Origin of the sequence: Prevotella merdae (assembly GCF_900290275.1) — a bacterium.
GTDB lineage: Bacteria > Bacteroidota > Bacteroidia > Bacteroidales > Bacteroidaceae > Prevotella > Prevotella merdae.
This window is the reverse complement of record NZ_LT985323.1, coordinates 1,341,738-1,362,976: the sequence shown is the minus strand read 5'-3', so window position 1 is coordinate 1,362,976 and position 21,239 is coordinate 1,341,738. Positions and strand designations below refer to the sequence as shown.

General features: G+C 43.7%; 17 protein-coding genes and 1 tRNA gene. 6 read left to right on the top strand and 12 right to left on the bottom strand.

The window, feature by feature from the left end:
* Positions 1 to 13 precede the first annotated feature (13 nt).
* The 3 genes from C9991_RS05450 to C9991_RS05440 are packed head-to-tail and all read left to right on the top strand — an operon-like array spanning position 14 to position 3,965.
* Positions 14 to 2,131, top strand: a complete 2,118-nt coding sequence (locus tag C9991_RS05450; protein ID WP_106811549.1) for an AIPR family protein — start codon at positions 14 to 16, stop codon at positions 2,129 to 2,131.
* Positions 2,132 to 2,140: 9 nt separating this feature from the next.
* The gene (locus tag C9991_RS05445; RefSeq protein ID WP_106811548.1) at positions 2,141 to 3,664 is read left to right on the top strand and encodes an RNA-binding domain-containing protein; all 1,524 of its coding nucleotides are present in this window, start codon (positions 2,141 to 2,143) and stop codon (positions 3,662 to 3,664) included.
* A 7-nt stretch (positions 3,665 to 3,671) separates the two neighbouring features.
* Positions 3,672 to 3,965 (top strand): helix-turn-helix domain-containing protein, encoded by a 294-nt coding sequence (locus tag C9991_RS05440; RefSeq protein ID WP_106811547.1) that lies wholly within the window; start codon positions 3,672 to 3,674, stop codon positions 3,963 to 3,965.
* A 611-nt stretch (positions 3,966 to 4,576) separates the two neighbouring features.
* Here C9991_RS05440 and C9991_RS05435 read toward each other — a convergent pair.
* Positions 4,577 to 5,314, bottom strand: coding sequence for a biotin--[acetyl-CoA-carboxylase] ligase (locus tag C9991_RS05435; protein WP_106811546.1), 738 nt, complete (start codon positions 5,312 to 5,314; stop codon positions 4,577 to 4,579).
* Positions 5,315 to 5,328: 14 nt separating this feature from the next.
* Entirely contained in the window at positions 5,329 to 5,709 is a 381-nt protein-coding gene (locus C9991_RS05430; protein WP_106811545.1) for a YraN family protein, read from the bottom strand.
* Between the two features lie 88 nt (positions 5,710 to 5,797).
* Between C9991_RS05430 and C9991_RS05425 the strand changes: the two genes are divergently transcribed.
* Positions 5,798 to 6,250, top strand: coding sequence for a nucleoside deaminase (locus C9991_RS05425; protein WP_106811544.1), 453 nt, complete (start codon positions 5,798 to 5,800; stop codon positions 6,248 to 6,250).
* A gap of 60 nt (positions 6,251 to 6,310) precedes the next feature.
* Positions 6,311 to 9,265: a PEP/pyruvate-binding domain-containing protein gene (locus C9991_RS05420; protein WP_106811543.1), complete on the top strand. Its 2,955-nt coding sequence runs from the start codon at positions 6,311 to 6,313 to the stop codon at positions 9,263 to 9,265.
* A 302-nt stretch (positions 9,266 to 9,567) separates the two neighbouring features.
* Here the strand turns inward: C9991_RS05420 and C9991_RS05410 are convergent, their stop codons facing one another.
* From C9991_RS05410 to C9991_RS05365, 10 genes are all read right to left on the bottom strand, one after another.
* Positions 9,568 to 10,989 (bottom strand): tetratricopeptide repeat protein, encoded by a 1,422-nt coding sequence (locus C9991_RS05410; protein WP_106811541.1) that lies wholly within the window; start codon positions 10,987 to 10,989, stop codon positions 9,568 to 9,570.
* Between the two features lie 148 nt (positions 10,990 to 11,137).
* Positions 11,138 to 12,109: a PstS family phosphate ABC transporter substrate-binding protein gene (locus tag C9991_RS05405; protein ID WP_106811540.1), complete on the bottom strand. Its 972-nt coding sequence runs from the start codon at positions 12,107 to 12,109 to the stop codon at positions 11,138 to 11,140.
* Between the two features lie 290 nt (positions 12,110 to 12,399).
* Positions 12,400 to 13,236, bottom strand: coding sequence for an energy transducer TonB (locus C9991_RS05400; RefSeq protein ID WP_106811539.1), 837 nt, complete (start codon positions 13,234 to 13,236; stop codon positions 12,400 to 12,402).
* Between the two features lie 30 nt (positions 13,237 to 13,266).
* Entirely contained in the window at positions 13,267 to 13,914 is a 648-nt protein-coding gene (locus C9991_RS05395; protein WP_106811538.1) for an ExbD/TolR family protein, read from the bottom strand.
* Positions 13,915 to 13,917: 3 nt separating this feature from the next.
* Positions 13,918 to 14,532, bottom strand: a complete 615-nt coding sequence (locus tag C9991_RS05390; RefSeq protein ID WP_106811537.1) for an ExbD/TolR family protein — start codon at positions 14,530 to 14,532, stop codon at positions 13,918 to 13,920.
* A gap of 30 nt (positions 14,533 to 14,562) precedes the next feature.
* Positions 14,563 to 15,402 (bottom strand): MotA/TolQ/ExbB proton channel family protein, encoded by an 840-nt coding sequence (locus C9991_RS05385; protein WP_106811536.1) that lies wholly within the window; start codon positions 15,400 to 15,402, stop codon positions 14,563 to 14,565.
* Between the two features lie 166 nt (positions 15,403 to 15,568).
* Positions 15,569 to 16,762 carry a pyridoxal phosphate-dependent aminotransferase gene (locus C9991_RS05380; RefSeq protein WP_106811535.1) on the bottom strand — a complete coding sequence of 398 codons (1,194 nt, stop codon included), beginning with the start codon at positions 16,760 to 16,762 and terminating at the stop codon, positions 15,569 to 15,571.
* Between the two features lie 425 nt (positions 16,763 to 17,187).
* Positions 17,188 to 18,399 (bottom strand): bifunctional 3,4-dihydroxy-2-butanone-4-phosphate synthase/GTP cyclohydrolase II, encoded by a 1,212-nt coding sequence (locus C9991_RS05375; protein ID WP_106811534.1) that lies wholly within the window; start codon positions 18,397 to 18,399, stop codon positions 17,188 to 17,190.
* 118 nt (positions 18,400 to 18,517) lie between these two features.
* Positions 18,518 to 20,422: an LptF/LptG family permease gene (locus tag C9991_RS05370; protein ID WP_106811533.1), complete on the bottom strand. Its 1,905-nt coding sequence runs from the start codon at positions 20,420 to 20,422 to the stop codon at positions 18,518 to 18,520.
* A 149-nt stretch (positions 20,423 to 20,571) separates the two neighbouring features.
* Complete coding sequence (locus C9991_RS05365; protein ID WP_106811532.1) at positions 20,572 to 20,967, bottom strand: START-like domain-containing protein; 396 nt, start codon at positions 20,965 to 20,967, stop codon at positions 20,572 to 20,574.
* Positions 20,968 to 21,127: 160 nt separating this feature from the next.
* On the opposite strand from C9991_RS05365, the gene C9991_RS05360 reads away from it, so the two are divergent.
* Positions 21,128 to 21,201 (top strand) — tRNA-Met (locus C9991_RS05360).
* Positions 21,202 to 21,239 lie beyond the last annotated feature (38 nt).

Sequence of the window (21,239 nt, the reverse complement as noted above, 5' to 3'; positions counted from 1 at the left end):
AAATCTTTAAATTATGGACATCAAGGAATATAGAAAACAATTTATCGATGAATTGAGATTCAATGCCGAACATGAAGGCACTGATCCTGAAACTCAATTCATAGAGAAATATCTTTCGGACTTGGAAGAAATCGGAGAGTTGAACGATCCTATACCAATGTCTGTAGAGATGCGCGGTTCTCGAAATAGATTGCTTGCATTTGATGCTTACGCATATGATGAAGCTGATGGGGCATTAATTTTGATTGCAAGTGATTTTACCAATGAACGTGATAGTACCCCAACACTTACAAATTCACGTATAGAGGATATATACACACATATGTTGAATTTCCTTGATGAATGTGTACAAGGTAATATCAGCAAATATTGTGACGATTCCGATCCAACACTGATTATAGCAAATGAGTTTCGTAAAAAGATAGGTAAAGGATTGCTATCTACAGAAATCCTTCGTTTCAAATTCTTTATATTGTCTAATGCCACACTAAGCAAGCAAGTGAAGAATTTGTCTAAACCTGAATTTTTGGGTCGTCCTGTCGAACTTAACGTATGGACATTAGAACGATTCTATCAAACATTTGCCTCTAATTCAAGTGAGATAATAGAAATAGATACTACTGACTTTGGTTGTGATGGTATCCAGTGTCTAAAAGCAGACATTGGAGTTGACAGTGAATATGATGCCTATCTTGGCATTGTGCCAGGTAAGTTTCTTGCTGACATTTACCTAAAATATGGAAGCAAACTACTACAAGGCAATGTGCGAGCATTTTTAAGTGTAAGAGGAAAAGTCAACAAAGGAATTAGAGATACTATCATAAATCATCCTGAGAATTTCTTCACTTTCAATAATGGTATAGCTGTTGTTGCTCGTTCTGTTTCATTTTCTGCAGATAAAACTCAAATAGTACATTTTAAGGATCTGCAAATTATCAACGGAGGTCAAACGACGGCTTCTTTGGCTAATGCCATCATTAAAAAAGAAGCTCGCTATGGCATGGATAATTTGTATGTTCCGATGAAATTGACAGTCTTGAATGTTGAAAATGATTTGTCTGAAGAACAAGTAGAGCAATATAACAGCATAACAAAGACTATTTCACAATGTGCAAATAGCCAAAATGCTGTTTCTGAGGCTGATTTTTTCTCTAACCACCCATTCCATGTGTTAATGGAAAAATTGTCTAAAAAGGTAATGGCACCTCCTGTAAATGGAAATCCATATCAAACGATATGGTTTTATGAGCGTTCGCGAGGCAAATGGGAACAGGAACAAATGAAACTGACACCAGCACAGAAAAAGAAATTTTGTGAGATGCATCCTAAGAATCAAGTCATCAAAAAGGAAAAGCTTGCAAAATGTTACAATACAATACTGATGAATCCACATCAAGTATGCCAAAGTTCTGCAATCAATTTCAATAGATTTGCTGGTGTTATTGAAAAAATTTACGATGAGAATAGAGATAGTATAAATGAGGATTTCTTCCGTAAATGCGTTAGCTCCGTTATACTTTTCGATACTCTTGATGGATTGATTAGTAAGGCTTCATGGTATCCTAAAGGTGGTAACAAAGCCCAGATAGTACCATATACGATAGCCAAACTCATGACTCTCATCCCTAAAGGCAAAGATATTGACTGGCGTTATATATGGCAGAAACAAACTCTTTATCCTGAATTGGCAGAAGAATTGTTGAGACTTGCGTATTGTACTCATAACTTCTTGATGGATCAAGCAAACGGAGGTATCGTTAGAACCATATCACGTACACAAGCTGTATGGAAGAATTTCCAAGATTACAAATATACACTTGGTGAAACATTCTTGTCAACATTAGTGTCTATCGAAGAAACAAAAAATGCAGAACGTGCAGCAAAACGTGCACATAAGTTTGACGCAGCTATTGATGCATCTGTGGAAATTTTCAATCTTGGAGCAAATTATTGGATGAAAGTATACAATGACCTTATGAAAGAGAACGTTCTTTCTTATGGTGATTGTAGCTTTATAAAAGGAATTGCAGACTACATTGCAAAGCAGAATTTACCTTCTGCCTCACAATGTAAGCGTTTGGTTAAAATCGTGAACAAGGCTGAAGACAAAGGCTACATAATGCCCAATTAAAAAACATTTATGGCACTAGCAATAAACATAAACGACCTGCTTAACAAGCAGAAAATAGAATCTAACCGCATTGAGTTCAAGAAAGGTTGGAACCCAGGAAGCATATATCACAGTATATGTGCTTTCGCCAATGACTTTGATGACCTTGGCGGTGGATATATCATTGTAGGTGTAGATACCGATGATAAGACAGGTATGGCAATTCGTCCTGTAGAAGGTGTGCCAATAGAAAAGATTGATGGCATATTGCAGGAGATGGTTGCGTACAATAACAAGATGGCTCCATACTATTTGCCTCGTACCTCAGTGGAAGAGGTGGACGGCAAACAGGTGATTGTAATTTGGTGTCCAGCAGGTAGTTATCGTCCTTATTCCGTACCGGTGAATGTTACAGCAAAAGGTTCAAAGGAGTATTTCTACATCCGTAGCGGGACAAGTAGCATAGAAGCAAGAGGTGAAGTTCTTGTTGAATTGCGTGAGTTGGCCAACCGTATGCCTTTTGACGAACGAGGAAATAGCGACATACAGTTGGAAGATATCTCATTGGTGCTTCTTCGTGATTATCTTGTCAAGGTGGGTAGCAAGCTTGCTGATGAGGTGATAACAATCCCGCTTGCTACAATTCTTGACCAAATGGAACTATACACTGGTCCGAAAGAGAATCGTTTGCTTCGTAACGTGGCAGCCATGATGTTCTGCGAGAACCCAAACAAGTTCTTCCCATACACCCAGATTGATGTGGTGACATTCCCTAACGGAAAAATGAAAGACCCCAACAATTTTACCGAGGTAACATTCAAGGGCAGTGTTCCGCAGATGATAAAGCAGACAATGGATTACATCAAGAGCAATGTTCTCAAAGAACATGTGCGTAAAGTGTCGGGCAGACAGGAAGCAGAACGTTTTTGGAATTATCCATACGATGCTATTGAGGAAGCTGTTGTAAACTCCGTATATCATAGAGATTTCTTACAGCATGAACCAATAGAGATAACCATTGAGCCGAGCGGAATATCTATACTTAATTGTCCTGGCCCAGATAGAAGTATCTCCAAAGAAGATATTGCAAAAGGCGATATGCTGAAAAGCCGTCGCTACCGAAATCGAAGGTTAGGCGACTTCTTGAAAGAACTCGACCTTACAGAAGGTCGCTCAACCGGTGTTCCAACAATTCAAGCGAAGTTAGCAGAGAACGGGTCGCCACGCGCCATCTTTGAAACAACTGATGATCGCTTGACGTTCTTGATTACTATTCCTGTTCATGAAGAATGTAATGAAAGTTCGGAAACAGATATACTCGGTTCGGAAACAAAAACGAAAAGTTCGGAAAGAAGTTCGGAAACAAAGGACTTGATTATAGATATTATAAAACAAGACCCACATATAACAGCCGCTGAAATCGCAATGCAATTGAATATGTCTTCACGAGGAGTTGAGAAGCAAATACGTAAACTTCGTGAATTAGGCAAAATTAAACGAACAGGTGGTAGATTTAGAGGCTATTGGGAAATCGTAATATTAGACAAAGAATAAAACGGATATGTTATTCGGAAACAAGATAAAAGCTCTAAGAGACGAACAAGGAATATTGCAGCGGCAAGTGGCTGCATACTTAGAAATAGACACACCCATGTTCAGTAAGATTGAGCGTGGCGATAGACGAGCAAAGAGAAGCCAAGTAATTCAAATGGCAACATATTTCAAAGTGGATGAAAAGGAAATGCTCACTCTGTGGCTTGCCGACAAAGTATTGGATGCTTTAGAGGGTGAAGACGAATTGAAACTTACAGCCATTGAAACAGCAAAAGACGAGTTAATGGATGTTAATCGCTAATTTGCAGCAAACAATTCCTCTTCTGATATAAACTACGCAAGATTGATTTCTTGCACATAATGGGAACTTTATGGTATCATTTACGTTTGGTACTATAAAGTTTCTTTTGATTTAGTATGATATTATTCATATTAGCTCGTTGTATGTTCACTCGTTAATTATGGCAATATACAACTTTTTATCCAATAAACACGCTGTACTGGATAAAAAAAGCCGGTTTTTATCCAATACAATGCTGTTTAATGGATAGAAACCAGGAAAAATAATGTATACTATTATAAAGTGAGAGTTTAGTTGTATAAGGTTTCCGTTCCGTGACACCGAATGTGTGTTCCGTGACACCGAATGGCCGTTCCGTGTCGCCGAATGGCCGTTCCGTGTCACGGAATAGAGATTTATATTGTGGTTTAACGATTTTAGTTGACCACTCTAAGTATTATTGATAATACAAGTNTTTCAGAAATTTCAATCATTGTAAGGTGTTCTAAAGCATAAAGACGATAAATCTCCTTGCTTAATTCAACTTCCTTTAATGTCTCTTCTAATGATTTTTTCATTTCACTTACATTTTAGGGAGTCAACCATATTTACAAAAAGACATATTATATTACTTAAATAATAAACTTTACTTGTTTCAACGAGTAGATGCGGTTGTTGCCTTTATTGTCTACGAGATGCAGCAGTCCATCGGTGCCTACATGATGTATGCAGGCATCGAACTCCTCGTCGGTAGCAACATCCTTATAGGCGTGAAAGCCCGAGCTGCGATAGAGAGCGGCATTGTATTGGCTTACGATAGCATCGTGATTGCCATTTATGGCAAGGGTGTAATAGTGCTCAAAGCTTTGCAAGATGTCGTCGAGTAAAAGGTTGAGCGGAGTGTCATGTCTGGTAATGTTGAGCAGCGACACGGGATTGGGGGCATCGCTGAAAAACCTATTTTGATTGACATTAAGACCAATGCCGTATATACAGCGCTTGAGGGTCTTGCCTACAACAGATGTCTCGATGAGCGTACCGCTAATCTTGCGGTCGCGCCAATAGATATCGTTAGGCCACTTTAGCGTTATGTCCTTAGTATAGCGGTCGAGCACGTGCTTGAGAGCAAGTGCTCCAGCCATAGAGAGAACAAACTGTTTGGCTATGGGAACGCTTACAGGCGAGGTGAGTATGGAGAATAGAAGGTTTTTGCCATCCTCACTCTCCCACTTGTTGCTGCCCTGTCCACGACCTGCAGTTTGGTGTGACGCAACAGCAATGGTCATTGCATCGGGCGCGGGAGTGGGAAGAGACATAAGATAGTCGTTGGTCGAAGGGATGTCTGAAAGGTGTATTATCTCTTTTTGCATTTTATCTGGGTTTATTATCTGAAGGCGCAGCAAGGATTGAAGGCATCCTCAATGTGCGTAATATCGGCGTTGGCATCGTTGTTACCAACAATGGATATTATGTCGAATCGAAGAAGGTCGACAACGTTATGTTGCTTGACATAGGCATTTGCAGCAAAGCCTATGTTGCGTATCTTGCGTAGGTCGACGGCATCGCGCGGGTCGGTAACCACATCGCTTGTACGTGTCTTTACCTCTACAAATACAATGATGTTGCCTTCGGGCGCGCGTGCTATTATGTCGATATCGCGGTGGCCTATGCGCCAATCTCGCTCCAAGATGTCGTAACCTTTGTTGAGCAGAAAGTTGACTGCATATTCCTCACCCCACTTGCCGAGTTGGTTGTGTTGAGCCATAATTGATTATTTTTAATGTACAAAGGTATCGTTAAAATGCGAGATATATGGCATTATTATTGTAAATTTGCAAACAAAAAGTTTACTTATGGACAATAGCGAACAACAGAAGAGAGACGAGCAGTTAATGCGGCGTGCCTTGGACGAAGCCTTGGCTGCACGCGAGGCGGGAGAGATTCCGGTAGGAGCTGTAATTGTGGCTGCCGACCGTATTATCGCACGTGCGCACAACCTGACAGAAACCCTTGGCGACGTAACAGCACATGCTGAGATGCAAGCCATAACATCTGCTGCCAACCAGCTTGGCGGCAAATACCTAACCGACTGTACGTTGTACGTAACAGTTGAGCCGTGTATTATGTGCGCAGGCGCAATAGGCTGGTCGCAGATTAGGCGTGTGGTGTTTGGCGCAGCCGACGAGAAACGTGGCTTTATGCGGTTTGCTCCCAAGGCATTACACCCTAAATGTACAGTTACGCAGGGTGTACTGGAGGAGGAATGCAGAACGCTGATGACAGATTTCTTCCGCAGTCGCCGATAACATACGCTTAGATAGATACAACCAATTAAACATAATATATAAACCTAAAAGGCTAAATCTATGATACCACAAGAATACCAGAAATTTTATCTTAAGGATGTGACCTTCGTCAACCTGATGATGCGACGCATCTATAACGTGCTTATCGTGGCCAATCCATACGACGCCTTTATGCTTGAGGACGACGGACGTGTGGAAGAGAAGATATACAACGAGTATATGGAATTGGGTCTGCGCTATCCACCTACCTTTACACAGGTTAGTACTACGGAGGAGGCTTATCAGGTACTGCGCACAATGAACATTGATCTTGTGATATGTATGCCTGGCAATGCCGACAACGACGCATTCTCTGTAGCACACGACATAAAGGCAGGATTTCCAGACATACATTGCATTGTACTTACACCTTTCTCGCATGGCATTACGAAGCGTATGGAGAACGAGGACTTGTCTATATTCGACTACGTGTTCTGCTGGTTGGGCAACACCAACCTTATACTGTCAATAATAAAGCTGATTGAGGACAAGATGAATCTTGAGCACGATATTGAAGAAGGTGGGGTGCAGATGATTTTGGTAGTTGAGGACAGCATAAGGTTCTACAGCTCTATTCTGCCAAATCTATACAATTATATATTGGCACAAAGCAAGCGATTCTCTACCGAGGCACTAAACCGACATGCTGCCACGCTGCGTATGCGTGGTCGTCCTAAGGTGGTATTGGCACGCAACTACGAGGAAGCTATGGCTTTGTACGACAAGTTTGCCGATAATGTACTGGGCGTTATTAGCGATGTAAGATTCCCCGTAGGAGGCGTAAAGGATAGCGAAGCCGGACTGAAACTGCTGCGCAATATACATAGCCGTAACCCATATATACCTTTGATAATGGAGAGTGCAGAATCAGAGAATAGGGAGAAGGCAGAAGCTGAGGGTTTCAGATTTGTGGATAAGAACTCGAAGAAGATGTCGCTCGACCTTAGAAAGATGATGGAAGAGCACATGGGATTTGGCGATTTTATCTTCCGCGATCCAAAAACAAAGGCCGAGATAATGCGCATACATAGCCTGAAGGAATTGCAAGACAACATATTCAAGATACCAGACGATTCGATGCTGTATCACATATCGCGCAACCACATGAGCCGGTGGCTGTCGGCTCGAGCCATATTTCCGGTGTCGGAGTATCTTAAAAAGATTACGTGGGAAAGACTAAAGGACATTACGGCGCACCGAGAGATTATATTCGACGCTATTGTGCAATATCGACACATGAAGAATATTGGAGTTGTGGCTGTATTCGACCGCATGAAGTTTGACTCTTACTCTCACTTTGCACGCATCGGCGAAGGCTCGCTTGGCGGTAAAGGCAGAGGTTTGGCTTTCTTGGATAATATAATTAAGATGCACCCAGAATTCAACTCGTTTGAAGGTGCAACAGTACAGATACCTAAGACGGTGGTGCTATGTACGGATGTATTCGACCAGTTTATGGAACAGAACAATCTGTACCAGATAGCACTAAGCGATGCGTCGGACGAGGATATATTGCAACACTTTATGAGAGCACAATTGCCCGACTCGCTTATAGCCGACTTCTTCACCTTTTTCGAGGCAACGAAGAGTCCGATAGCTATACGTTCGAGCTCGCTGTTGGAAGATGCACACTATCAGCCATTTGCCGGAATATATTCTACATATATGATTCCGTATCTAGACGATAAGTATGCCATGCTCGAGATGCTGGCTTGCGCCATCAAGGGCGTATACGCATCGGTTTACTATAAGGATTCGAAAGCGTATATGACTGCCACGAGCAACGTGATAGACCAGGAAAAGATGGCTGTGATTCTGCAAGAAGTGGTGGGCAAACAATATGACGGACGATACTATCCCAATATATCGGGCGTGCTCAGGTCGCTCAACTACTACCCTATTGGCGACGAACGTGCCGAAGACGGTATTGCTTCGCTGGCTTTGGGATTGGGCAAGTATATCGTGGATGGCGGTCAGACGCTGAGAGTATCACCATATCATCCGCACCAGGTGCTGCAAACAAGCGAGCTTGAAACGGCGTTAAGGGAGACTCAAACCAGATTTTATGCACTGGACACAAAGCATGTGGGCAGCGATTTTAAGGTAGATGACGGATTCAACATCCTGAATCTTAAGGTGAAGGAGGCCGAGCGCGACAACTCGCTAAACTATATTGCATCGACCTACGACCCATACGACCAGGTAATACGTGACGGCATATACGATGGCGGACGAAAGGTGATAACCTTTGCAAGCGTATTGCAACATGGTGTGTTTCCATTGCCCGAACTGCTACAGATGTCGATGAAATATGGTGCCGAATCGATGAGACGACCGGTGGAGATTGAATTTGCATGCAACATAAACAACGACCGCACGGGCAATTTGTATCTATTGCAGATTAGGCCAATAGTGGACTCAAAGCAGATGCTGGACGAAGATGTGGCTGCTGTGCCTGATGATAAATGCGTGGTACGCTCGCATAACTCGCTGGGACATGGAGTTACGGAAGACGTAACCGACGTGGTATACATAAAGACGGACGACAACTTTACGGCATCCAACAATCCTGCAATTGCACGAGAGATAGAGAAGATAAACCGCGAATATCTGGACAAAGGCAAGAACTATGTACTTGTTGGACCAGGACGCTGGGGGTCGAGCGACCCGTGGCTTGGTATTCCGGTTAAATGGCCACATATATCGGCTGCAAGAGTTATAGTAGAAGTTGCGCTGAAGAATTATAGAGTAGACCCGAGTCAGGGAACTCACTTCTTCCAGAACCTTACATCATTCGGCGTAGGCTACTTTACCGTTGACGCCAATCGTGGAGAAGGTTTGTTCCATAAGGAAATGCTCGACGAAATGGAAGCGGTGGAAGAAACCGAACATGTTAGAGTGGTAAGATTCAACAAGCCATTACGAATAATGATGGATGGCAAGAAACAAGAAGGCGCCGTGGTTGTTGGCGCATAATACACCACTTATTACATAAGAAAAGAACGACGATTGGACGTAAAAAAGAGGGTGTGTCAAACCTTAAACAATACGGGCTGAAAGCCCAAATTGCGCCTAGCCCAGGGCAGCGCCCTGGGTAAACGGATATTATAATAATACGCCCTGTAAGGGCAAAAGCATTTATCAACGCTTCTGCCCTTACAGGGCGCTTTGCTTTGGATGTATTACACCCAGGGCGCTGCCCTGGGCTAGGAGCTTCTGCCCCTTCGGGGCGTACCACTTGCGACTTTTGACACACCCTCTGTATTAATGTTTAAAAATTACTTCAAATCCATAATCTGCTTGCCTGTCTCATCGTCAGGACGAACCTCGAGCAACTTAGATGCCCACTGCTTAGCCTCGGCAACCTTGTCGTTCTGGATGTAGTGAACAGCGAGATACTGATAAGCTGTAGCAAGCTTCTTGGTATCAGCAGCAGTCTTATCGTCCTTAGCCTCGATAAGCTGGATGAGCTTCTGATAATAAGGAAGAGCAATACCTACCTTAAGATCAGGATTAATCTGATAGTAAGCAGTAGCCTGCTTAGATACAGCATAGATAGCAGCATAGTCGAACTTCTCGGCAATCAAGCCATAGATGTCGGCAGCCTTCTTGAAAGCAGCTTTCTTAGCCTCATCATTTGCGGCAGCCTCTGCCTCCTCAAGATAGATGTCGGCAAAGTCGTCATATTCCTTATATGTAACTTCCTCGCCCTTATCCTTAAGATACTGCTCGTAAGCAGCAACAGCCTCGGCGAACATCTTGCCCTTGGCATAAGCCTGAGCAATGAACTTGTTGTACTCCTTGTTATCAGCATCAACCTCAGGGAGGTGCTTGTAAGCCTCTACAGCTGCGGCAACGTTGCCTGTATTTACAAGAGCATCGGCATAGAAGATGTAGTCATTAGGAGTATACTTGATGGTATCGGTAGCGGCGAAGAGCTGCTTGCCATATCCAACTGCAGCCTCATACTGCTTCTGCTTGTCAGAGCTGTAAAGAGCGATACGGTTGAACGAACCATACTGAGGATACTTCTGTATACCAGTCTGCGAGAGGGTAAGAGCCTTGTCGTACTGCTCGAGAACGTATGCTGTAGAAGCATAGTCGAAGAGGATATAGTCCTCAAGCGAAGCGGCATTGCTAACCTTGTCGTAGTAGTTCATAGCCGACTTAAGCTGATTGTTAGAAGAATACATGTAACCAGCGGCAGCATCTACTGGATAGTCGGGTTTAACAGTGCGGAGCTTCTCGAGCATAGCAACAGCACCCTTTGGATCTACCTTCTGGTAAACACGAGCATACTTAACGTAAGCTGTTGGGTCCTGAGGAGCCTGCTGTGTAGCCATCTCATAGTAAGAAGCAGCCATACCGCCATCGTCCTCTGCCGAAGCGATATCACCACGAAGAACATAACCAGCTGCACATGTCTTGCCTACCTTCATTGCCTGATCGGCATAAACCTTAGCCTGCTCGAAGTTCTTTGCTGCAAGGAATGCACGTCCAAGACCAGCAAGAGCCTCAGCATTCTTCTTGTTGAGCTTCATAAACGCCTTAACTGGGGCCTTAGTTGCAACAACATCGCCTTTAGCGTCTACTACTACCTTTGTAATGGCATCAACCTGAGACTTAACGTCCTGTGCCATTGATGGAGCTGCGATGCTGAGCATCAGAGCACCTGCTACGAAATATTTAATTGCCTTCATAATTCGGAATTTTTAAGAGTATAACCTTGATTTTAATAATATTGTATAGTAATACACAGTCTTTCTTTATTCTACTTATTAGTATAACGCAAATCGGCTAAGAATATTGCATCATACTGGCGACAAATACTTATTGTACGCTGGATATTTACTCGTTATGAACCTGTACGTCGCGAATGGTTATCTCGCCACGAGTAGGCAATAAGCCAGACTTAAAGATGATGAGCTGGCCCTTAGGCTGCTCAATAAAGTGAGCAAAACCCCATGGCAATCCACGCTTAGGGTCGTTGAGCAGAGCATATATAGTGCGTACAAATGGATAGCGACCGTTGAGAAGCCATGCCTGATAAGGCTTCCATGAGTTAAGGGCAGTTGCATGGTCGAGCTTTGAAACCGACATAACGGTAATAGCCTTGTTCCATGTTGTATTGGTAGTGTCGCGCTTGTCGTTAAGCCAATTGCTGCCAATAACACCAATGGCGTTAGGAGTTTTAGACACGTAGTCGATAACATCCTTGCTGTCCTTGGCTGCAAAGACATTAGGACTATCGATTGGCTTGCCACCAAGAATAGAGTCGCAGCAATAATTAACGGCGCTCGACTTGCGGTTGTCAAAGCAAACCCATATCTCGCCAAGCTTTGAACCTGGGTTTACCTCGCTCCACTTGGTCTTCTTGCCCAAGAGAATATCCTTGACATCCTTAACAGAAATGCACGAGTCGAGATTTTGGTTATTGCATATAAGCGCCATACCATCGTAAGCCAAACGTACAGCCTCAGGCAACATATTAAGACCATCTTTGATATAAGTATATTCCTTAGGTGTAAAGTTGCGCGCAGTAATGGTAAGCCATGTTTTCTGCTGAAGAAGCATGTTGATACCATCAATCTCGTTGGTATAGATAGGCTTAAGCTTGGTGTTAGGGCATTGCATCTGGTAAACCTGGATGAGTTCGTCGATAATAGGACTAAAACTCTCGTCGCAAGCAAAGCTTATCTCGCCTTGTGTTGTAGTGTCAGTACGTCCGTCCTTGCGTTTCTTCTCTCCGCCACACGACATCATAACGAGAACCAATGCAAGCAAGGCAAGTATTGATATGTTTCTAAAATTCGTCTTCATAATCACATCTAATTTAAAGAATATCTGTTAATAAAAAGATAATCTGTATAGTATATAAATGTAAGAGTAATGTCTAATTAAGTGGGTCAACAACGTGATGACCTTGGGGGTGGAATCCTGCAATAAAGCTGCAGAGTGATAGGGGTAGTTTGTTGGATTGTTGTTTGCAGATAAACATGCATTTAAGCTACAACCATCCATGAGCTCTGGTTGCTTGAACCGGAGCCACGTGGATGGTTGTTATTATTAATCTTACAGTTTAAACATGTAAGATATCATACGCTTCGATATTACTGCAGGCGGAATGTAACAGGAACCTGATACTTCACACGTACAGCCGAGCCATTCTGCTTACCAGGAGTCCATCTTGGCATGCCCTTAACCACGCGCATAGCCTCACGGTCGAGAGATGGGTCAACCGAGCGAATCACATTCACATCGGTAATAGAACCATCACGCTCTACAACGAAGCCAACAACAACACGACCCTGTACGCCGTTCTCGGCAGCTACTGTTGGGTAGTGGATATTGTCGCGGAGGTAACCCATAAGGGCTACATCGCCACCAGGGAACATAGGCATCTGCTCTACTACGGTGAAGATCTTAGTCTCCTCAACCACATGCTTCGGAGGTTCCGGAGCTGCGATGTCTTCCTTAGCCTTAAGTACTGAGCCACCTACCTCGTCGTTACCCTCAACTGTGAAGGCGCCGACAGCCTTGTCGCTCTTCTGAACTTCATCGAGTTTGATCTCATCCTCTTCCTTTACCTCTTCGTCCTTCTTGATGATAGGAGCGGTAAACTTAACTGAAGACTTAACCTGCTCAACAACCTTTTCAGGCTCTTGTCTGATGATCTCCTTCTTCTCTACCTTAGCCTCTTTCTTCTTCTCAGTATTGAGTTTAGCGAGCGCTACGGCCTGAGTGTTCTCAACCTTCTTGTTAGCCTCAGCCATGCGCTGTAGCTGAAGTCCGAGATAAAGGAGTACTGCAGCAAGGGCTACGATGATAAGAGCCCAAAGGTTGCGCTTGCCTGTGGTTTTGCGCAGCTTATAAGCTCCGTATGACTGGTTTCTGCCCTCGAATACAAGGTCAGTCCACTCATTGGATATCAAATCTATTTTTGACATTTCTTCGTCCTTTCTTTAATTATTAGTCATTTACTTGACACCTTTCGATGCAAGAAGCTTAGCATCCTGATCGTTGATCTTGTCAATGACGTAAGTACCAATACTGCAGATAGTCATCTCGTCCAAAGCATCAACCATGTTCTTGTATGAAGCCTGGTCGGTACACTTGATGATAATAGTCATGGTAGGCACCTTGCCAGAATCAAGTTCACCCTTCTTAATCTTAGTCAGAGCAGCGTCGTACACTTCCTCTGGGTAAGCAGCTGGGTTAGCGAGCTTCTTCTTGTCAAGAGCGTCCTTAGCCATCATAATGTCCTTAACTGGCTGCGAGCCATCCTCGGTAATGTGGTTGAAGAGAACCGAGCGGATACCCTTCTGACCCCATGTAGTTTCCTTCAGACAGTTCGGGTCATCATACTTAGGCAAGCCATCAACGTGATAGATCTTGTCGTTACCACACACATAGATAGTGATGGTCTGTGATGCCTTAGCAGCGTTACGATCCTTATCAGAGATATTCTCGTCGTTCGAAGGCATGGTCAAGTTCATAGTCTGAGGCTTAGCCAGAGATGTACAGAGCATGAAGAACGTGATAAGAAGCATCATCATGTCCACCATAGGCGTGAAGTCCACGCGGGTCTGCATCTTTTTCTGTCTGCTTGCTTTTTTCTTTGCCATGTCTTAGTCCTCCGAATTTGATTTAAGTGCGGTAATGAGATAGTAACGGTTCTCGCTCATGTCCTGCAATTCCGACATCATCTTCTTGATGACCTTGTACGAAGTGCCAGCGTCTGCCTTGATGGCAAGCTTCATTTCCGAGCCGTTGTTATCACGAGCCATCTTAACCCAATCTTGGAACTGGCTCATCTTACCGTCCACGCTATCAGTAGGGATACCCTTTGATGCCTGGTATTCATTCAATCTATCTTCCTGGCTCAAGGCTGTTGCAAGATCCTGCATATTGACACCGATAGTGGCAGCACCCTGAGCAGTTTCAAACTGTTTCTTTGTGAGCTGCACGCCATACTGGTCGGCCATACCCTGAACGAGTTCGCCCATTCTTCTAGGATTGTCCATACCTACGAAGATTCGGCCATTCTTATCGCAGAGTACTGTCAAGACATTAGTCTCCGGTACCTTGATTTCAGATACCGAGCCTGGAGTAACGACCTTCACTGCCTCGTTCTTAACGAATGTTGATGTCAACATGAAGAACGTAAGCAAGAGGACCATCACGTCCGACATAGGAGTCATGTCTATCCAGACGTCCGCTTTCTTAACTTTTACTTTACCCATAATGATAAATGTTTTAAAGGGTTAGTAAAATTAAGCCTCTTCTGCGTGGTTTGCTTCGTATGTCTTAGCAATAGTGTAACCTACTTCGTCAAGAGCGTATGTAAGCTTATCGATCTTGTTTGAATAGTAGTTATATGAGACTACGGCTACCCATGATGTCAAAATACCAGATGCGGTATTAACGAGGGCCTCAGAGATACCTTCTGACAACTGGAGTGAGTCACCACCACCACCTGAAGCAAGAGCGGCGAATGAACGGATCATACCAACCACAGTACCGAAAAGAGCGGTAAGAGTACCGAGTGTAACGATAGTTGCGATGATAGGCATGTTCATCTGAAGAGTAGGCATCTCGAGCTGTGTAGCCTCCTCATGAGCCTGCTGAATCTTAGAAACCTTAGCAGCACGCTTGAGGTTAGGAGTATTCTCCATTTCCTTGTAAGCTGCGATAGAAGCGCCAACAACGTTAGCTACACTACCCTGCTGCTTGTCGCAAAGCTGCTGAGCCTTAGCCATATCACCAGCGGTGATAGCCTGCTTTACGTTGATAACGAACTTACCGAGTGAGCTCTTACCGAAAGCTGTACGGAGTGCGAAGAAACGCTCGATAGAAAGAGCGATTACAGAGAAGAGCAATGTAATGATGACAGGAACGACAACACCACCTTTGTAGACTGTACCCATGAGGTTACCGTCCTTAACTGGCTGTGTTGGGTCACCGTTCACGAAATGCTCAGGTGCACCAAGGATGTACTTGAAGAACAACACTGCGAGAACGAAACATACAAGGATGATAAAGAACGCATTTTTAACACCCTGGAATCCTGAAGACTTCTTCTTAGGATTCGCTTTAGCTTGTGTAGTTGCCATAATTTTTTGTAGAATTTAATAAGTTATTAATGGTTAAATATTTATCCGTTGTTTTGGTTAATTGCGAGTGGTTTAAGCACGCGATTTTGCGGTTTGCTACTTATTCAGGGCAAAGTTAGCAAATAAAGACAAATTATCGAATGAAAGAGCCACCTTTAACATATTTTTATTGCAATTTAGCCAACGTTTCCTTAATACGGCGCATTGCTTCGCGTATATTGTCGTCGCTTGTGGCGTAACTCATACGGAAACACTCTGGATCGCCAAAGGCATCACCACCTACGGTTGCCACATGTCCCTCCTCAAGGAGATACATTGCAAGGTCGGTAGAATTGTTTATTGTGCGTGTACCATCGGTCTTGCCGTAGAAGCTTGAGCACTTGGGGAAGAGGTAGAAAGCGCCTTCTGGCTTATTAACCTCAAGACCCGGTATCTGCTTTGCAAGTTCTACGATAAGGTCGCGACGACGCTCGAAAGCCTGACGCATTGTCTCAACACAATCTTGCGACATTGTATAGGCTGCCTCGGCTGCCTTCTGGCTTACAGAGCAAGGACCTGATGTATACTGTCCCTGAAGTTTGTTGCATCCCTTAACAATCCACTCTGGCGCGGCGATAAAGCCGATACGCCATCCTGTCATTGCGTATGCCTTTGACACTCCGTTAACGATAATAGAGCGCTCCTTCATGCCTGGGAACTGTGCTATACTCTCGTGACGTCCTATATAATTAATGTGTTCGTATATCTCGTCGGCGAGCACATACATTCCTTCATGACGTTTGATAACCTCTGCCAAGCCTGCGAGTTCTTCCTTAGAATAAACACTACCCGTAGGATTGCTTGGCGAGCAAAGGATAAGCATACGTGTCTTCGGGGTGATAGCAGCTTCGAGTTGCTCTGGTGTAATCTTGAAATCCTGCTCGAAGCCAGCATTAACAATGACTGGTGTACCACCCGCAAGCTTGACCATCTGTGGATAACTAACCCAGTAAGGTGCTGGGATGATAACTTCCTCGCCATCGTTTACAAGAGCCATAACAGTGTTGCATACACTCTGCTTTGCACCATTAGACACAAGCACCTCGTTTGTTGTATATTCGAGGTTGTTCTCGTTCTTGAGTTTAGCTACGATGGCCTTACGCAGATCCATATAACCAGGAACCGGCGAGTATCTTGAGAAGTTCTCGTCGATTGCCTTCTTGGCTGCTTCTTTGATGTGGTCGGGAGTATTGAAGTCGGGCTCGCCCACACTGAGGTTGATCACGTCTACGCCTTGTGCCTTCATTTCGCTGCTCTTCTGCGACATTGCAAGTGTTGCCGATGGAGCTAGACGATTGAGGCGGTTTGATAATTCTGCCATAATATCAAGTATCTATCGTTTATAAGTTCTTGCAAAATTAATTATAAAAATCGAGTTATACGAAGAATTTGCAAGCAAAATGATAGAACGAGGAGAAAAAACATGGAAGAGACGGAGGTGACAAGGCAACTGTTTTTATGTTCACCACTCTTGTATGGACCAAGTGTAGCCTATAGTACAATAAAAGGTATAACGAATAGGTATCGAGAGATTTCTCCCCCAAAACCATCCGTTATACCTTTTATTAAAACCCTAAAGATTTTACCACAAGAGGGTTTTGATTAAATTTATGTCTAAATCCAGCCTTTACGCGTTCTTAATTCTCAACACTGTCGTTATTGAAAGCCGAGGAAATGCGACACTTAAAATTGCCGTTGTATACAACCGTTGACTATTTTAGTGCGTTCCATACTGGGACTTTATAATTACTTAAGATGCAAAGTATGCCCCATGCGGTCGCGTTTTGTCTTGAGATAACGCTCGTTGTACTTGTTAGGAACAACCTCAATAGGCACATTCTCTACAATCTCGAGCCCGTAAGCCTCAAGACCAACACGTTTTGTAGGATTATTTGTAAGCAAGCGCATCTTGTGAACACCAAGATGACGCAGCATCTGGGCACCGCAACCATAATCGCGCTCGTCTGGCTTAAATCCAAGATGAGTGTTGGCATCCACAGTGTCGTAACCTTCCTCCTGAAGCTTGTATGCCTCTATCTTATTCATAAGACCAATACCGCGGCCTTCCTGTTGCATATACACGAGCACTCCCTTGCCCTCTTTTTCAATCATCTCCATAGCCTTATGCAACTGCTGACCACAGTCGCAACGCTTTGAGCCAAGAATATCACCGGTTGCGCAAGACGAATGAACACGCACAAGTACTGGCTCATCCTCACGCCACTCGCCCTTAACAAGAGCCATATGCTCCATTCCATTGCTTTGTTGACGGAAAGGAATAAGACGGAAGTGGCCCCACTCGGTAGGCATATCAACCTCCTCGCCCACTTCTATAATTGACTCCTTCTTAAGACGATAGGCGATAAGATCCTTTATGGTAATGATGCGCATACCCCACTCGGTAGCCATCTTCTGTAGCTCGGGCATACGTGCCATTGTTCCATCATCATTCATTATCTCCATTAGGGCACCTGCAGGATATAGTCCGGCAAGACGACAAAGATCTACAGCGGCTTCGGTATGTCCACAACGGCGCAATACACCATTGTCCTGTGCATACAACGGATTGATATGACCAGGACGACCGAAAGTCTGAGGTGTTGAGGTAGGATCGGCAAGCGCCTTGATTGTGGCTGCACGGTCGTATATAGAAACACCTGTTGAACAACCCTCCAGCTTGTCAACAGTCACAGTGAACGGTGTGCCGAGCATAGACGTGTTATCACTAACCTGATGCGGCAGGTCAAGTTCCTCACATCTTGACAACGTAATGGGCACACAAAGCACACCACGAGCGTTCTTCAGCATGAAATTAACTTTCTCCGGGGTTATCTTCTCGGCTGCAATAATAAGGTCACCCTCGTTCTCGCGGTCTTCATCGTCAACGACGATTACGAATTTACCTTCCTTGAAATCTTCCAAAGCATCTTCAATGCTACTAAGCTTGAACTCTTCCATTTCTTATATTATTAGATGTTTATATTAATGTTTTATTATAGGGGTGATGCTAAATACAAATCACTGGGATTTCTACATATATATTATAATGTATAGCCGTAATACACCGACATGACAATCATTGGTTTGACAGCGACTTTATACGACCTATTATTATATCATTCTCGGCCTTAACGGTACGCAGATCGCGCCAGAGACGCAACCTATAGCGCCACATACGAAGGTAGAGCACCAATCCAAAAGGAGCAATAACTGCCGACACAATGTTAAGCCAACGGCGTTCAAATGGTCTTGTGTGCGCCTTGACCGACATTATAGGATATGCGCTAAGATGGTTTACAATAGTGCGGTCGCGCGAGTTACTAAGATCCTCTATTACCGTTTCGAGCTCTTCGTTTATAGCCTCAATCTTATGGTCGGGTTCGTACTTAAAGAACACCTTAATCCAATTGGGCGCATGTTTTAAACGATGCGACTGCGAGTAGAGGTCAATCTCGCTGGTTATACTTTCTAACCTTTCAAGATCGACAGCATAATCCGGATCGTTTATCACCACCTCCTTACGATATATCGGTCGTTTGACACGCAGACCGAAGAATCTACGGAAAATATCTTTATACAAGTCAACATTGAACACCACAGAATCGTTGGTAGCCTTATACGTGAAGAATACAGCCATCGGCACAAGTACAGCCGGAGCAAGAGCATTGCCAAACCATATAGCCCACATTCCGCCACGCGCCATTCTATAGCCCGAGTTGTCGAGAATATAGTAAACAATAAACACGAGTACCGATATAAGTGCCGGCAGTCCAAGTCCTCCCTTACGTATGATAGCACCAAGCGGTGCTCCAATAAAGAAGAAAATAAGACAAGTGAGAGCAAGCGTTATCTTCCTCACCCACTCTATCTTGTGCTGGCGTATTAGTCGGTCGCCATCGGATGTTATCATCTGCTTAAAGTCAAGATCGCTTGCACGTTGCTTAACTTGCTGCAAGGCATAGCCAACCGCAGCACGGCGTCTATCAGGAGTCAAATGTGAGAAAGCCGAATCAACGTTGTAAGTATTCGTGGCAACAAGACCTAAAGAACGCAACGAGTCTTTGGCAGATACCTTTGGCAAGGCATAAGCCATGCGCTGGTCTTCATTATAATACATACGACCTATACTATCGTACTGCTCCTTAAGCGAGTCAAGATCGTGTCTTATCTTAGAAAAGCTCTTGGCACTGGCATTATTCGACATAGATGAACCATCGCCCATATTAAAGTCGCCATCATAATCGAGCAGTATTCGCTTGGCAGTAAATGTCTCGCGTCGATAAGGAACAGCAGCACTTCCTGCCATCTCCTGAGCCTTCATATTCTCAAACCACTCGCCGCTCCACAAAGAAAGCAACAGATGTTTCTTCTCAGCAGTAGACTGCAGCATACCAGAGTCGGCAAGGATAATGGCCTGATCTTCATACGATCCGGTCATTCTGTATATCATTATACCATAGAGCTTGCCTGTATTAAGATCCTTCTTCTGCACATAAAGGTTAGAGTTTGGTATACCATCATAGAATATTCCCTCTGGAATCTCAAGCTCCGGACTCTTTTGTTTCATCGACATAAGCATCAAGCCTAACTGCTTGTTGGCATTAGGACCGACGGTATTTTGGAAATAAAGCGAGGTAAGACATATGAGCACAGATATGAATATCAGCGAACGAAACGCCTGCATAAGCGATATACCAGCAGCCTTTATAGCTGTAAGCTCGGAGCTTTCGCCCATATTACCAAAGGTTATAAGAGATGAAAGCAATATGGCAAGTGGCAATGCCTGCGGAACAAGCATTAAGCCCATGTGCCAGAAAAATTCGGCAAGAACCTCCATCGACAAACCCTTACCTATAAGCTCGTCGATATAGCGCCATAGGAACTGCATCATCAGTACGAACTGGCAGATGAAGAAAGTACCTATGAATAGAAGACCAAACTGCTTGGCTATGAATATATCTAACTTCTTTATTCGAAACATATTTTTATGCTATTTGCTCCAACACCCCTATTATATATAATGTGTACTTTATCATTATAAACAATGTGCACATACGCATAGGGATACATGTTTGCAAAATTAGTATAAAAATTCCACAAACAATTAATTTTAATGTTTTTTGTAAACTATTACACACCGCTTTTAAGACGAAGACGGTCAAAGTTGTGTTGCCATGTTGAGTACAACCATTCGGCATCATCCTCTATGGTAAAATCTGTAACGTGCAATGTTATCTCCCCCGACACCGGACTGCACGACATACTTATCTCTACATAAGCGTCACCATCCTCGTCGTCCCAACTCCATCTAATACGACTTAGACAGTCGGCATACAACAATATAGCCTGACGCATCTCATGATGCCGCCAAACATCACCCCACACAAAGGTAAGGATGTTGCCTTCGAGCGTCACTTTGTCGGCAATCCACTTCTGAAGTCCATCAGCAGTACCAATAAGTTGCCATACAATATTGCGTGACGTAGACTTCAGTTGATGCTCTATTTCTATTTTCTTTATACCCATTAATCTTGATATTAATCAATCCTCATCCCAAAAGCGAATGAGATTTGCAGTTTAATTGATGCAAAGATACATTTTTTTTGATGATGAAGTAAATTTTTCTTCAAAAAGTTTTGGCAGTTAATAAAAAATCGCTACCTTTGCACCCGCAATCAAGAACGATGGCGGGATAGCTCAGCTGGTTAGAGCGCATGATTCATAATCATGAGGTCCCCAGTTCAATCCTGGGTCCCGCTACAAAGAAGCCGAAAAGAAGTTAATTCTTTTCGGTTTTT